12 protein-coding genes are annotated in these 14575 nt (G+C 67.1%); 4 read left to right on the top strand and 8 right to left on the bottom strand.

Going from position 1 to position 14575, the window contains the following annotated elements; all coding sequences use genetic code 11:
- The first annotated feature begins 16 nt into the window (after positions 1-16).
- The 4 genes from ABD705_RS00195 to ABD705_RS00180 all read left to right on the top strand — a co-directional run bounded on the left by ABD705_RS00195 (position 17) and on the right by ABD705_RS00180 (position 6670).
- Positions 17-184, top strand: coding sequence for a hypothetical protein (locus tag ABD705_RS00195; protein WP_344779309.1), 168 nt, complete (start codon positions 17-19; stop codon positions 182-184).
- A 267-nt stretch (positions 185-451) separates the two neighbouring features.
- Positions 452-1483, top strand: a complete 1032-nt coding sequence (locus ABD705_RS00190; RefSeq protein ID WP_344779307.1) for a glycosyltransferase — start codon at positions 452-454, stop codon at positions 1481-1483.
- A gap of 49 nt (positions 1484-1532) precedes the next feature.
- Complete coding sequence (locus tag ABD705_RS00185) at positions 1533-2315, top strand: phosphatase PAP2 family protein (protein ID WP_344779305.1); 783 nt, start codon at positions 1533-1535, stop codon at positions 2313-2315.
- 146 nt (positions 2316-2461) lie between these two features.
- Positions 2462-6670, top strand: coding sequence for a LamG-like jellyroll fold domain-containing protein (locus ABD705_RS00180; RefSeq protein WP_344779303.1), 4209 nt, complete (start codon positions 2462-2464; stop codon positions 6668-6670).
- On the opposite strand, the gene ABD705_RS00175 is transcribed toward ABD705_RS00180, so the two are convergent.
- The 8 genes from ABD705_RS00175 to ABD705_RS00140 all read right to left on the bottom strand — a co-directional run bounded on the left by ABD705_RS00175 (position 6671) and on the right by ABD705_RS00140 (position 14575).
- On the bottom strand, positions 6671-7648 hold the full coding sequence (locus tag ABD705_RS00175; RefSeq protein WP_344779302.1) for a glycosyltransferase family 2 protein: 978 nt from the start codon (positions 7646-7648) through the stop codon (positions 6671-6673).
- Positions 7638-8726, bottom strand: a complete 1089-nt coding sequence (locus ABD705_RS00170; RefSeq protein WP_344779301.1) for a glycosyltransferase WbsX family protein — start codon at positions 8724-8726, stop codon at positions 7638-7640. Before ABD705_RS00170 ends, ABD705_RS00175 begins: the two co-directional genes overlap by 11 nt.
- The gene (locus ABD705_RS00165) at positions 8723-9415 is read right to left on the bottom strand and encodes a polysaccharide deacetylase family protein (RefSeq protein WP_344779300.1); all 693 of its coding nucleotides are present in this window, start codon (positions 9413-9415) and stop codon (positions 8723-8725) included. The genes ABD705_RS00170 and ABD705_RS00165 overlap by 4 nt, the downstream gene beginning before the upstream one ends.
- Before the next feature lie 131 nt (positions 9416-9546).
- The gene (locus ABD705_RS00160) at positions 9547-10206 is read right to left on the bottom strand and encodes a hypothetical protein (protein WP_344779299.1); all 660 of its coding nucleotides are present in this window, start codon (positions 10204-10206) and stop codon (positions 9547-9549) included.
- A 140-nt stretch (positions 10207-10346) separates the two neighbouring features.
- A complete protein-coding gene (locus ABD705_RS00155) occupies positions 10347-11780 on the bottom strand; it encodes a hypothetical protein (RefSeq protein WP_344779298.1) in 1434 nt (477 codons plus the stop codon).
- Positions 11781-11803: 23 nt separating this feature from the next.
- Complete coding sequence (locus ABD705_RS00150; protein WP_425562000.1) at positions 11804-12742, bottom strand: glycosyltransferase family 2 protein; 939 nt, start codon at positions 12740-12742, stop codon at positions 11804-11806.
- A 22-nt stretch (positions 12743-12764) separates the two neighbouring features.
- The gene (locus ABD705_RS00145) at positions 12765-13745 is read right to left on the bottom strand and encodes a glycosyltransferase family 2 protein (RefSeq protein ID WP_344779296.1); all 981 of its coding nucleotides are present in this window, start codon (positions 13743-13745) and stop codon (positions 12765-12767) included.
- Positions 13742-14575, bottom strand: a complete 834-nt coding sequence (locus ABD705_RS00140) for a hypothetical protein (protein ID WP_344779295.1) — start codon at positions 14573-14575, stop codon at positions 13742-13744. The genes ABD705_RS00145 and ABD705_RS00140 overlap by 4 nt, the downstream gene beginning before the upstream one ends.

Here is a 14575-nt window from a genome sequence, read left to right as displayed (position 1 = left end):
GCGGTACCGTGTCGGAATGACGTTCAACGACAACGCGCGCGTCGGGCCGAGCCGGGCCAGGCGTCGCGGCAAGGGCATCACGGTCGCCGGCGTCGTCGTCGGCGTGCGCGCGATCGCGGTGCTGCTGCTGAACCTGTTCACCGGCGGCGACTTCACCTTCGCGGCGGCAGCGCGCGGCCTGTGACGCCGAGCCGCAGCCGCGGGTTCAGCGATTGCCGATTCCGATCACGGGCGGTAAGGTGTGGGCACAGAGGCAGTGGGATGCTTCGGCCGATCCGGGTGGGACCAGGTTCGGCACTGGGGGAAGAGAGCGATGGGATCGCTCGCAAAGTGAATATCTGGGGAACAAGTGGCTGTTGGGGAGCCTGTGGTCGCGCTTGCGCACGATTATGTGACGCAGCGCGGGGGCGCAGAACGAGTCGCGCTGTCGATGACGCGCGCGTATCCGGGTGTGGCATTGCACACGACCCTCTACGATCTGCCGGGGACCTTCCCCGAGTTCGGGTCGGTGGACGTGCAGCCCATGCCGATCAATCGCTGGCCGATGTTGCGAAAGCATCATCGGCTCGCGTTGCCGTGGCTGGCCGGCGCTGTCTCGAACAGTCCGATCGTCCATGCTGACGTCATGCTGGCCAGCTCCAGCGGCTGGGCTCATGGGATCCGCACGACGGGACGCAAGGTCGTCTACTGCCATGCGCCTGCGCGCTGGCTGTATCAGACCGACCGCTATGCCGGCCCCGTCGAGGGCACAGCCATGCGCTCGCGGGCGGTGACGGGTGCGGTGCGGATGCTCGGACCGCGCCTGCGCGACTGGGATCAGCATGCCGCGGAGTCCGCGGACCGCTACCTGGTGAACTCGACGGTGGTCCAGCGTGCGGTGGCCGAGGTGTACGGCATCCAGGCCGAGGTGCTGCCGCCGCCGCCGGCGAATCTCTTCGCCGAGGGCGAGGCCGAACCCGTCGTGGGGGTCAGTGAACCGTTCGTGCTGTGTGTGGCGCGGTTGCTCCCGTACAAGAACGTCGCCCAGGTGATCGAGGCCGTCGGACAGATCCCGGGGCTCAACCTCGTTGTCGTCGGCGACGGGCCCGAGCGTGCTCGGCTGGAAGAACAGGCGGCCCGGGTCGGTCACACTCTGCTGGCCGGCCGCGTGGCGGACGCGCAGTTGCGTTGGCTCTATGAGAACTGCACGGGTCTGGTGGCGGCATCCTACGAGGACTTCGGTCTGACGCCGTTGGAGGCAGCCGCCTTCGGCAAGCCCACTGCGGCGCTGCGCGACGGGGGCTACCTCGACACGGTGATTGAAGGGGTCAGCGGCATGTTCTTCGATGAGCCGACGGTCGGCGGCATTGCCGATGCCGTCAGTCTGCTCGTGGCGCGGAGGTGGGATGCGCCCGCCATCGGGGCTCACGCCGAGCTGTTCAGCGAAGAGCGGTTCATCCGGCGGTTGCATGCCGTCGTCGAAGAGGAGCTGGCACGCGTCTGAGCAGCGGCGGGTCGCGGTGAATTGGGGCGTCGCGCGAAATGAGGTCGGTGTGCGCCTCGCCTGGTCGGTGGCGTTCGCGATGGCGCTCGTGCTGCTCTATCTGCTGGCAGTGCGCACGGTTCCGGGGCAGACGCGCGACGCCGAGAGCATGAGCATGTTCGCGTGGATGGGCACGGGAGCCCGATCGGCATTGGGTGCGGTGCGTTATGTCTTGCCGACGGTCACGATCTTGCTCACCGTGGCCGTGGCGGGATGGGCGCTGATGCTTCGCCGCTGGCGTGAGGTGGGATATTGCGCCCTGTTGACCCTGCTTGTGCTCGGTGTGACCGGGCCACTGCGTGATCTCGTGTTCAGTCGTCCCTACCTGGGTGAATTCGGTTACACCCAGAACTCCTACCCGAGTCGACACGTGGTACTGGTGTTCGCCTTCGCGTTGGTCGCGGTACGGCTGTGCCCGGCTGGCACCGCGCGGCGACTGGCCGCCTGGGCTGCTGTGGCGCTCACGCTGCTGGTGGCCGTTGCCTCGGTGGCGTCATACGCCCACCGGCTCTCAGACGTTGTCGGCGCCGTGCTGCTGGTTGGTGTCGTAGCGCCGTGGCTGGCGCGGGCGGGGGAGGGCGGTGTCCGTGCGCATCGACTCCGCCTGGGCGCCGCAGTGCTGTGGGCAGCGGTGATTCCGGTGGCGTGGCTGTCAGCGCTGCTGATCTCAGGCCCCGGGCTGACGGCGCTGCTGTGCCTTGGAGTCCTCGCACCCGCCGTCGTTGCAACCGACGTTGTCGCCCACGGACCCCGACCGCGTCGCGGCCGGGGTCAGACGAAGCCGCCGTGCTGACGCAGGCCGCTCCGCAACGGTGATCGTTCCCGCCGGAGGCTCCGGAGTCTGCTCGTCGTTCCCTTGTGATCACGCGTGTGTCCGCGCTACGATGAGCCAGCGGTGTGTGGGAGTACTGCGTAGGGGAGTTTGGGGAGTCTGGGGACATGGCGGGATATCGTCGGCGCCGTCGCGCGCAAGCTAAGGCCGCCGGAACGGCACCGCAGAAGTCGCAGCGCCGGGTGGCGCTCTGGTTGCGGTTCGGTGTGCCCATTGCGGCCACCGGTGCCGCAGCCGCTCTCGTGTTCTCAGCGGTCGGCTTCGCACCGGGGACGATACCCGAAGCGGCCGGTGCCCCGGTTCTGGTCGCCGGCGCCCCGGATCCGGGCGAGACTGCGAATCCGAATCCGGTCCCGCAGTCCAACCCAGATGACGCCAAGGCCATCGGCGGAGCACATGGCCAGGACATCCTGCCGAACTTCCCCCGCGACCCGCACCGAGCCAAGGTCGCCCAGGCTTCGCTGTGGTGGTCCTGGCGGGCGCCGGCCGACAAGAAGGTCACCTTCGCGACCTCCGGCTCAGAGGTCCCGGTACGGCTGGTGGTGCGCAAGGGCGGCGCCACCGGACCCGTGGTGGCCACCGGCGCGACGGGCCAGTCCGTGACCGTCGCAGCCACGACGGACACGACGTACTCGGTGCAGGCCGCGTCGACGCAGACGCAGCCGACGGCCGGTCTCGTGGTGCTGTCCTGGCAGTCGGTTCAGACCACCGCGCAGACGCCCTCCGCCGAACCGTACACCGCGGTGCAGATCCCGCTCGTCGGCACGACGGCGCAGAAGCCGCAATCGAAGCTGTGGCAGGCGCACGGCACCTGGTGGGCGGTGATCCCGTCGACCAGCACGACACCCGCGGGCACCTGGATCTGGCGTCACGACACCGCCGGCTGGGCGGCCGTCGCTCTGCTGACGACCCACACGGATGTCGAGGCGGACGTCCTGCCCGTCGGCGACGTCGTGCACGTGCTGATCCACGGTTCGTCATCGGCGTTCTACGACGGGATCTCGTCGCCGCCGACCCCTCCGTCCGGATCCGTGCAACCGCAGCTCATCTCGATGCAGTACGACTCGACGACGAACTCCTACGTGCCATGGGCGAGCCGGGCCACGCCGACGATCCTGCCCGCCACGGTATCGGATGTCGAGACCGCGACCATCGACGTCGACTCCACAGGCCGCATGTGGATGTCCGCAGGTGACGGCTATGACGTGTTCGAGTACTGGTCGGATCCGCCATATGCGAATTTTTCAGGCCCAGTGAACATCGCGTCCGGCGTGCAGGTGGGGGACCAGTCCGTCGTCGTGGCCATGCCGAACCACACCGTCGGTGTGCTCTTCTCCGACCAGAACGCCAAATCGTTCGGATTCCGCTACCACGTGGACGGCGCCGACCCCACGGTCTGGTCGCCGCTCGAGCGTCCCGACTTCCCCGGACTCGCGGCCGGACGAGGGTTGGCAGACGATCACCTGAACGTCAAGGTGAGTTCGAACGGCACGCTGTACGCGGCAGTGAAGACCTCTTATGACACCGTCGGCGATCCCACGATCGGTCTGCTCGTGCGTCACCCCAACGGCACCTGGGATCCGTTCCGCACGGTCGCCGTCCACCCGTCCGGCACGAACGAGCCGACGCGGCCGATCGTCCTGATCGACGAGGCCACGAACACGCTGCGGGTGCTGTACACCAACACCGAGTACCTCGACGACATCATGGTGAAGACGACGTCGCTGAGCGCACCGGACTTCTCCCAGCCGGCGACCGTCGCCATCAGCGGTGCGTACAACAACGTCACGAGCGCGAAGCGCAATTCACCTGGATCGGTCATGGTCATGGCCGGGGGCGCGAGCACCGCCGGGACGGCGATGCTGCAGTGGACCGCAGCCGGTGTTCCGATGGCCGGCGATTCCACGGCGATCACCACGACAGGGCATCCGGTGACCGCGAATCTGAACGTCTCCGGCGGCATGGTGACGAGCACGCAGATCGTGAAGGCATCCGCACACGGCACTGTGACGCTGCCGACGCCCACGTCGTTCACCTACACGCCGGCGGCCGGCTACACCGGCGTCGACTCGTTCTCTTACCAGTCGCGCATCGGCACGGGTGCCTGGTCGGGCACCGGGACCGTCACGCTCGGCGTCACCGACTCGAACCGACTCGCGGGCGACTGGGAGATGGACGAGGGTACCGGCACGTCCGTGGGAGACCAGTCGATCTGGCATGATGCAGGAACCGTCCAGGGGAATGCGACATGGATCGATGGCGTCGGCGGCGGCCACGCCCTTCGTCTTGACGGCGCCTCCGGACAGGTCGTCATCCCCGATGGGGCGGCCCTCAGTCCGAACACGATCACGATCTCAGCATGGGTGAAACCGGAGATCCTGGGCACGCAATACATCGTGAAGAAGGCGGATTCCGACACCGTGGACGGATACGAGTTGAGCTTGGCCTCCACCGGCCAGCCCTTCTTCCGGCTCAATCAGGTGACGTCTGGAAACACCTACCGGATCAACGATCCGAGCATGATCCCGGCAAACGGCAAGACCTGGACGCATCTGGCGGCCACTTTCGACGGCAGCACGATGAAGCTGTACGTCAACGGCGTGCTCGCGGCATCCGGGGCCGGACCCGCCGGCATCGCGACGAACTCGCTGCCGCTGACGATCGGCGGGCAACCGAGCGGCACCTATGCCTTCCAGGGCGGGGTCGACGACGTGCGCGTGTATGGCAGCGCGCTGTCCGCCGCAGACATCGCGACGCTCGCTGGGGAGGGGGCGGGTCCGACGCCCACGCCGACCGCGAGCCCGACGCCGACCGCTAGCCCGACACCGATGCCCACGATCGTGGATCCAGGCTCCGTGGCCCGCTGGAACATGGACGAGACGTCGGGATCGGCCGTCGGTGACGCGTCCGGTTCCGGCAACAACGGCGTGATCTCCGGCGGTGTCCAGCACGTGCCCGGGGAGTTCGGCAACGGGCTGGCCTTCGACGGGTCGACGGGTCGCGTCACCGTCGCAGACAGTTCTTCGCTGGATCAGGCCGGCGCTCTGACGATCACAGCATGGGTCCGTGCGGGTCGGACCGCGACCCAGTATCTCGTCAAGAAGGCGAACGTCAACGCCACCGACGGGTACGAACTGTCGTTGGCGAGTTCCGGCAAGCCGTTCTTCCGCCTCAACCAGGCCACATCCGGAGATACATATCGAGTGAACGCACCGGCGGCGATCACTGCCGACGGGACAACCTGGGTGCACCTGGCGGGGGTCTACGACGGCACTACCATGACGTTGTATGTGGACGGCGCTCCTGTTGCGTCGATCCCCGGGCCGCCGTCGATCGCGGCCAACGGTCTGCCCTTGACACTCGGCGGCGAGCCGTCCGGCGACTATCCGTTCCAAGGAGCGCTGGACGACACACGCGTCTACGACCGTGCGCTCACCGCCGCCCAGATCGATAATGTGGTGGCGGGAGAGCCGGCGTCGTCCGGCTTGAGCGCGAGCCCGTCGCCTACGCCTACCGCAACGCCGTCACCGACGCCCTCGCCCACGCCCACGGCGTCACCGACACCGTCGCCTTCGCCTTCGCCTTCGCCTTCGCCCTCGCCCTCGCCCTCGCCTACACCGTCACCCACGCCCACGCCCACGCCGAGTCCGACGTCGAGCCCGACTCCGACTCCGACTCCGACTCCCACGGCGACGGGAAGCGTTGGCCTGTGGCCGATGGATGAGACCTCGGGGACGGTCGTGGCGGACGGATCAGGCACGGGGAACACCGGCACGATCTCGGGTGGCGTGCAGCACGTGACCGGCAAGATCGGCGGCGCGCTCTCATTCGACGGACTCACCGGTCGAGTGACGGTCGCCGACAGTGCGTCGCTGGATATGACGCACGCGCTGACGGTAGCCGCCTGGGTTCGCAGCGATGCGACGGGAACGCAATACCTCGTGAAGAAGGCCGACATCGACACGGTCAACGGGTATGAACTGTCGTTGGCGGACACGGGGAAACCGTTCTTTCGACTGAACCAGGCGACCTCGGGCAACACGTACCGGGTCAATGCGCCGACGGCGATTCCCGCGAATGGCTCGACGTGGGTGCATCTGGCAGCGGTGTATGACGGGACGACGATGACTCTGTATGTGAACGGCGCCGCGGTCGCGTCGGCTCCCGGGCCCGGGGCGATCGGGACGAACTCCGGACCGCTGGTCATGGCCGATCAGCCCTCGGGAGGGTACCCGTTCAGAGGTGCGCTCGACGACGTGCGCGTGTACGACCGTGCCCTCACGGCGACCGAGATCGTGGCGCTGGCAACGCCGTGATCAGTTGCCGAGGAAGGAGGCGACGTCTTCGGATGCCACCTGTGGGCGCGTCCGGTCGATGGGTCCGAACCGGTGTCCCAGCCACGAAGCGAAGACACCCCACTCGCGAAGAAGTTGCGACGGTTGCCGCAGCACGCGCAAGAGGCGACGAGGCATCCGTCCGAGCCGTCCGAAGCGATGTGCACGACGCGGGGCGGGCTCGCTGTCGGTGCGCCGGACAGCGAAAGCGGCCTTGCGGAATGCTGACGCCACCTGGGCGTAGTCGTGCTCGAGCTGGTGCACCGCGACGCCTTTGAGGAAGCCTTGGCGGAACGTGGCGCGGAACCCCTCCCGCTTGCGCACGTGCACGACACCCCCCCACTCCTGGTGGAGAGGGTACCCGGCCAGTTGCACGCGCCAACTGAGGTCCGCATCCTCGCCGCTCGGCCGCGTCTCATCGAACCCGCCGACTGCTGTGAATATCTCGGCCCGTATGCCCAAGTTCCCAGACCCGGCTGCCGGCAGCCAGGGAAGGAATCCCTCGCGATAAGCGGGCTCGACCCAGCCACCGTCCCACGCTGCATGCGGGTTGAGCAGGGCGTGTTCGGTCAGACCCGCGACGAAACCATGCTCGGACGTGGCAGCCGCCATGATCTGCACCCAGTTTCGGTCAACGACGTCGTCTGCGTCGCAGAACAGAAGGATGTCGGATCGGGCCTGAGCGGCGCCATAGTTGCGGGCGGCCGACGCACCCCGACGCGCCGACGCGTCCACGAGCCGCAGTTGTGGCAATCGGTCTCTCCATGCGTGGGCAATCGTCGTCGTCGCGTCTGTTGAACCGTTGTCGCAGACGAGCAGCTCGAACTCCGGCGCTTCGCGTTGTCGCTGCAATGCATCGAGTTGTTCACCGAGAGTGTCTGCGGCGTTGAATGCGGGGATGATGACGGACACGATCGCCGTCGCGCCGCGCCCACGTGAAGTGGCGGACTCATCGTCCACGCCGCGTCAGCCCCTCACGCAAGGCTTCGAGCCACTGGCGCCCGTACTCCTGGTCGGGCTCCAGGTAGTTGCCCTCGGCCCACTCATTCCACGACTTCACCCACAGCAGTCGTTCCTGTTCCGGGCGATCCTGCAGTGTCTCTACAGCAGCCGCGACATTCGTCGCAAAGCGCTCTGGTGTGGCCCCAGTGAGAACGAACCCGCGTCGATGTGAGCGGGGGGTGGAGTCCCAGTTCGGCAGCACCGCGGGCTGCCACTGAGGGTGGGCGCGCACCTGGTCCCACAGCTCGTCGCGGGTCGAGTATGGGTACACCTCGAGTTGACGCAGCTTTCGCATCACGCGCATCGAGAATCCACGCACGCCATGAACGTCTGCAGGATGTCGCATGTGGACACCGGCATCGAATCCATCCTCGATCGCGGACGTATAGGGCATCCACCGCCCAAAGCTATCGGTCACCTCGGCGACGAGATACAGGCCCTCCAAGCCTGCGGCACGTGCCATTACCTGCCATCGCTCGACGAATGCGGGTGCGTCCGGCAGGAGATGCGGCCGGTACACGTAGAAGACGGGCTTGTCATTGACGCGGAAATACCGCTCATCGCGGAAGGCCGGAAGGATAGCGTCGAAATGTCGCTGATCATCCTCGGCGCCGAGATAGGTCTGCTCGCGCAGGATGCGACCGGGGGCGCCATGCCAGACCCCCGACCAGGACTCGTTCGCCCAGCCGAGACAGAATGGCAGTGATGGGCTACCGCTGGCCAGCACCTCGGCGAACGGGCGCTCCAGGATCTGGCTTCCCGCGCCGAACCAGTAGTGCCAGTAGCAGAATGCGGCGATACCGTATTCCGCGGCCAGCGCTGCCTGGGCTTCCCGCGCCTCAGGCAGTCTGAGATCGTAGAAACCGAGGTCTGCGGGCAGATGTGGCTGTTTGTGGCTTGGGAACAGTCGCTTCGCGCGGGTGACGTTCGTCCATTCCGTGAAGCCCGGCCCCCACCACTCATCATTCTCGGGGATCGGGTGGTACTGCGGCAGATAGAACGCTATCGCCCGCGCAGCCAGTGGATCATCTGTCATCCTTGGCGCATCCTCTCTCTGGCCATGCTGTGCACGATCGGATATCGACTGATCATGTCCGATACCGTCGCGGTCGAGTATCCATCGGCGTGGATGGACTGCAGAACCCGGTCCAAGACATCGCCCCGATCGAAGTCGGGCATCCGCTCACCGGGCTGGAGTGTCTCGGGGTCGGCGCGTGTATCATGCAGCAGCACGATCGAACCTGGGAACACGCTCATGACGGCACGGCCGGCGACATCAGATGGGGGTGCGTCCACCCAGTCCTCGGCATGTCCGGACCAGATGATCGTGCGCAGTCCCAGCCGGTGGATCGCACGTCCCTGTGCGGCCGTATGCTCCCCGTAGGGGGGGCGGTAGAGGCGCACGCGTGCACCGGCGAGATCCTCGACGATCATTCGCGACGCCCGGACCATCCTGGTCGCATCGGCAGTCGTGCGGGTCAGCAGGGATCGGTGGTCGGTGCCGTGCAGGGCGATCTCGTGGCCGTCCGTGACGATGCGGCGGACAAGATCGGGGTGTTTCTGCGCGGCGCCGGACAGCACGAAGAACGTCGCGGTCGCCCCATGTCGCTCCAATACGTCGAGCACCTTCGGGGTCGACCGTGGGTCGGGACCGTCGTCGTAGGTCAGCGCCGTGACGGGCGACACCGTGTCGACGCAGAAGATGCCCAGATCGCGCAGCAGCACCGTGGGCAGGAATCCTCTCCCGAGCGAGTACGCACGAAAAGATCCGGCTGGCCGGTCGGATGACTCGATGATGCGTCGGGGGACCAGGCGCGCTGCACCGACGGTCCGTGCAGCGCCCCTGTGGGCGTGACTCATGTCGGCTGTCCTTCCAGCGCGGCCAGTTTGCGAGCCGTGTCATGATGTCCATCAGGAGCGTCACGCAGTTCCTGGCGCGCCCGGGCGACCGACTCATCAAGGGTCACGCCCAGTGCGCAGTAGAAGGACCAGGGGTCGGCGGGGTCGAAGGCGGGGTCGAACCTCCGCTCGTACGCGGGGTCATACCCGGTCACATCTGCGGATTCGAAGAACGAGATGCCCGGGGTGCGTCTGGCGAAGGTGGCCCAGTCCGTCACGACCGGTCGACCGTCGAGGAACCACAGGTTGTGCGGCTGGAAATCGCCGTGCAGATGACCGCTCAGATAGATCTCCAGAAGCACGTCGACCGCCCACGATCCGAGGCCGACCCGTTCGTCATGGCTCATGGCGCGCGCACGGACATCCAGCCGGTTCTCGTCGTGGATTCGGGGCGCGAGGATGCGGCGCTCGTCAATCCGCACGAGTGGCATTCGCCACGGGCGAGTGCTGAAAGCCGCCCAGCTCTCTCGCTCGGCAGCCACTTCTGCACGCGCTCGCGGTGTATCGACGAAGTACTTGCCCACCAGACGCTTCCCGCGCCGCGTGAGGAACACCGTTGCGTTGGTCTCACGGTCACCGACGAATTCGCAGAAGAACGGCACGCCGTATCGGCGCATCACTTGCATGCGACCCCGCAGGCGGCTCAGCGCTGTGCGGCGGCCGGTGTCTCGCTCGGGCCGTCCGAGTGGTGCGAACGGACGCTCATCCAGGGCGGATGGGTCTTGTGCGGGGCCTACCCCGCCCGAATCGCGCGAACTCATGAGTGCACCGCGCGGCCCCGGGCGCGCCAGCCGCGCATACGGCGGACCACTGCGCGTAGGCGATCAGATTCGGCGGCCCGTGACCCCATCCGCGAATACCGCAGGCGCGACCACAGGTAGGTGCGCACGACCTGCGCGACAGACGGCTCCACCGGCGTCATCCGCAGGGCCTGCGTGAACGTCGCGTTGCGCTCGACATCCAAGTCGCTGGGCTGCGGGACGATGTAACGATGGCCGGTCAAGTAGCCGTCGAGGGCGGCGGCGGCCACCTCGTCCTCGGTGATCCCGGCGGCGATGTCCACGGGAAGATCCAGCTGCTCCGCCAGCAGTGCAAGCGTCCCGGCATGCGCCGGCTTGACGTGTGTCTTCTGAATCTTGGTGTGGTAGAGGAGCGAGAAGAAGTGGTCATCGGGCCGGGGTTGCGCGATCGCGTCGCCTGGGACGACGCGTCGCTGCAGCATCCGATCCTGCCACCGGGCGTCGAAGTAGCCGTCACCCACCTCGCGCACGTCGAAGATGACCTCCGAACCGTCGATCACGGTGCGAACTGCGCTGCCGGACGGGTCGCCCTTCGCGTTGACGATCGCGGCGAAATCGAGTCTCTCGCGCGTCAACACATCGATTTCAGGATCGACGCTGAGGCTGCCGGGAAGCTCGGTGAAACCGCGCAGTGCGAGGTACTCCGTAGCGCGTCGCAGCACCTCGATGACCTCGGTCAGGTCGCGCCAGCCGTTGGCGCCGACAAGATCGTCGTGCAGCACGTCGCAGGCAGGCAGGTCGTTCGAGATCGGTCTCGCCAATACCGTGTCCAAGCGATTCGGGCCGAGCATCAGCGTCGCATCGCGGAAGAACTCCTCGAGCCGGTTGCTGGAGTGCACCGTGTAACCCCCGGCCAACTCGCGGGCGGCGCGCTTCACACGGGCCGCCCGAGTGCTGGTGATCTCGAAGAAGCCCGAAACGTTTCGTCGGTACTGATATACCGGGTCGGCATCCTCTGCGACGATCAGCAGAAACGGACCGGTGCCGACGTCCTCTTCCTTTCCAGAGCCGAGGCCGACGCCCGTGGCATACAACCGCTCGAAGTTGTTCACGAGGCGTTCCTGGCTCCACCGGACCTCGAATCGGGCGAGAACTCTGAACTCCGTTGCGATCATTTCGGTGATCTGCTCTTCGTAGCGGCGGGCTGCGGCCCAGATCACGAATAGCTGGATGTCACGCGAGTAAACGTGCTCAAACGCGTGGCGGTCAGCGTTCCATGTATAGCCATTCGCTGACGGCACGAAGGACTCCACAGCGACCTCAGAGCGCGACGCGAATGTCGTGCTCCGATCCCCACTCCATGACATGATGCCATCCCCCTGCCCGTTCGGCTTGGCATACAGATCGCCATAGAATGCCCCAGCATCCAGACCAATCGCGGACCTGTCCATTGTGTCAGACAAACGTGACCATGTCAGCCGCGCGGGCGCCTCGAGGCGTGTCGCCACCTCGTGCCCTGCACGGCTCCTGCGACGATGCCGGCCATTTCCATCGCAGCCGCCGCTACGGGAACCGGGGCGTCCAGCCGACGGCGCCATGGTCGCCGGGTGCCGTCCGCGCGGTCCCGGTACGCGGTGGTCAGCACGGCGGCCTCACGCAGCCGCTGCCGCTGGTCACGAAGCACACCGGCCGCGTAGTACCGGGCGGTCGGACTGAAGACCCCCACCCGCGCGGCGAGCATCGTCATGTGGGCGCGCCGTCGCTGATACAGCGAGCGCAGGCTGACGCGTCGATGTGGCGGAGTGGGGCGGGCGCCGGCGGCCTCGGGGATGTACATGATGCGTCGCCCGGCCAGACGGAGACGGACGGCCAGATCCGTGTCGGCGTAGCGACCGGCGTCCGGGAAGCGCGCATCGATACCGCCGACGGCGTCGAGGTCCGTGCGGCGCACGGCGTAGTTCGCTGAGGGAACATCGTCCACGTCGACCGGTTGCCCCGGGTCCAGGTCGAACCCGCCGGTGAGCCGCCCGTCGGCGAGCATACGGCCGATCTCGTTCGTACGATACGTGACCCCCACCGGGGTTCGCCCGACTCGGACCGGGCCACAGAAAGCCGCCACGGCGACGTCAGCGGCGGCCTCGCGCAATGCTGCGAGCCAGCCTGCGTCCACGACGAGGTCGTCGTCGAGGAAGGCGACGATGTCCCGCGTCGCTGTCCGCGCACCCAGACGCCGGCGCTCGGACACCGTTGCCTCCAGCGGCGCCGGCACCAGGCGCGCGTTCGGGAACTCGCTGATCAGCTGCATGAGGGCGTCCGAACCGGAGCCCACCAGCAGGATGTCGTCCCGTGTCGCGGTCTGCGCTGCGACTGCCCGCAGGCACTGTGTGACGTCGTGTCCGATGCGTGGAGCCACGACGATGCTGACGGAGGGAGCCTCAGCGGACACCGGAGCCACGTCGATCCTGTCCACGCGCGAAGAACGCGGCGGGGAATCCCGCCGCAAGGCCGACCAGTTCGGCACCCGATCGGGTGAGTGCTCCAATGAACCGCGCCCGCGAGCGCAGCGAGCCGTCCGGCTGGTCGGGGTCGCGGGCGAGCAGACGCTGCCCGGCGAGCCGCAGATACGTCGATTGCCCGCGCAGCGTCGCACCCACGTACCGAGGGATCCGCACGTCCGTCCAGCCGAAGACGCGGGCCAGCATCACGATGTGGTTGCGCCGCGAATAGTACAGCCAGCGCCGGTCGAACCGTCTGCCGCCGATGCCGTACGGGGCGGCGACGTGGTGCACGATCGCTCGCGGAGCGAACACGAGCCGACCTCCCGCGCGCGCGAGCCGCAGAGAAATATCGGATTCCTCGCACAGGCACGTCCCCGGGTAATTGCCCCGGATGCCCCCGATTGCATCGATCGCACTGCGCAGGAACGACATGTTGGCGCCGAGCAGGTGGTCGACATCGACGATCCGTCCGGGATCGGCCGCGAAATTGCCCGTCAGCCGGCCGTCCGGCAAGAGCCGCCCGATCTCGTCGAGTCCCCTGGTATCCTCGCCCTCGATGCCGTTCAGCGCGCGCCCGCCGACTCCGACGATGGCGGAGTCGTAGTATCCGGCTACGAGCTCATCCAGCCACTCCGGTTCGACGAAGGCGTCGTCGTCCACGAAGGCGATCACCTCGCCCGTGGTCGCGGCGAAGCCGATCTGGCGCGATTCGGGTGTCGTCCCGCGTCCGAGATCATTGCGCAGGTATGCCACGTCGGGAAATTCCGCGACGACGTCTCTCGTGAGCGTATCCGGTGAGCCGTCGACCACGACAACCTCGAACGGGGCAGTGATCAGCTCCGAGAGCCGGGTGAGGCAGGTGCGGATGTGGTTCGGCCTTCCATATGTCGCGACGACGACGCTGACGCGCAGGATCATGCTTCTTCCCGAGGTTCCGAGATGTGCGACAGCCGGAACCAGTCGTCCCGACGGGCGGGCGTGCCAAGCGCGGTGAGCAGCGGCCTCCGCTGCCTGCCCGCCCATCGGCGGTACACTTCGGGCTTCGAGTATGCTTCGGCGTGACCGGACCATCTGAATTTCCGTTGCATCGTCTCGTCGTCGCGAACCCATGAGTAATGTGCGATACCCGCTGACGGCGCAATGACGGCATGCACGGGTGCCGTGTGAGGGTGCGCGGGATCGGTGTTCCACGGCCGGAAGTCCACACGATGCAGCGGGACATCTGCCTGACGCGCGAGACTGAGGCGGGTCCCTGCGCGGACCGCCATCGGGCCGGGATAGCTGGCTCGGGCGCGCCAGAAGCGGGTGCTGGACTCCAGGAAGAGGTCGTCTCCGACGTTCGAATACAGCCAGCGCGACGGATAGTCGAGCCCGGAGGCGCCCGTCGCGTCGGCGCGTTCAAGCGCGCCGAAGAACGCGCCCGGGTCCAGCATCACCTCGTCGGTATCGAGTTGGAGCACCCAGTCGGTGTCGTGGGATGCGGCATCAAGGGCCTCCTGCCGCTGATACGTGTCGCAATCCAGCGGGTGCTCCCTCACCCGGGCGTAGCTCCCCGGCAGATGCCGGCATTTCCCCTCGACATCGAGAGCGTCGATGATCCTCAGGCACTCGGCAACGGGGAGAGGCGTCCCTGTCCATGATGTCGACGTTGCGTCGTAGGACAGGACGATCTCGTCGACCCGGTCGTAGTAGGCTCGGACGCTCGCGCGAAGGAATGCGGGGTCGGCAACGAGGATGTAGGCGGACAC

The organism is Microbacterium kribbense (assembly GCF_039537285.1).
Taxonomy (GTDB): domain Bacteria; phylum Actinomycetota; class Actinomycetes; order Actinomycetales; family Microbacteriaceae; genus Microbacterium; species Microbacterium kribbense.
Note: the sequence above shows the minus strand (reverse complement) of the source record. Positions and strands in the feature narration are given on the sequence as shown.

Bases quoted from the DNA above. Each gene is read 5' to 3' on its own strand.
- ABD705_RS00170 (WP_344779301.1), bottom strand. From the start codon at position 8,726: ATGACAGATGATCCACTGGCTGCGCGGGCGATAGCGTTCTATCTGCCG.
- ABD705_RS00180 (WP_344779303.1), top strand. From the start codon at position 2,462: ATGGCGGGATATCGTCGGCGCCGTCGCGCGCAAGCTAAGGCCGCCGGA.
- ABD705_RS00155 (WP_344779298.1), bottom strand. From the start codon at position 11,780: ATGGACAGGTCCGCGATTGGTCTGGATGCTGGGGCATTCTATGGCGAT.
- ABD705_RS00195 (WP_344779309.1), top strand. From the start codon at position 17: ATGACGTTCAACGACAACGCGCGCGTCGGGCCGAGCCGGGCCAGGCGT.
- ABD705_RS00145 (WP_344779296.1), bottom strand. From the start codon at position 13,745: ATGATCCTGCGCGTCAGCGTCGTCGTCGCGACATATGGAAGGCCGAAC.
- ABD705_RS00160 (WP_344779299.1), bottom strand. From the start codon at position 10,206: ATGCGCCGATACGGCGTGCCGTTCTTCTGCGAATTCGTCGGTGACCGT.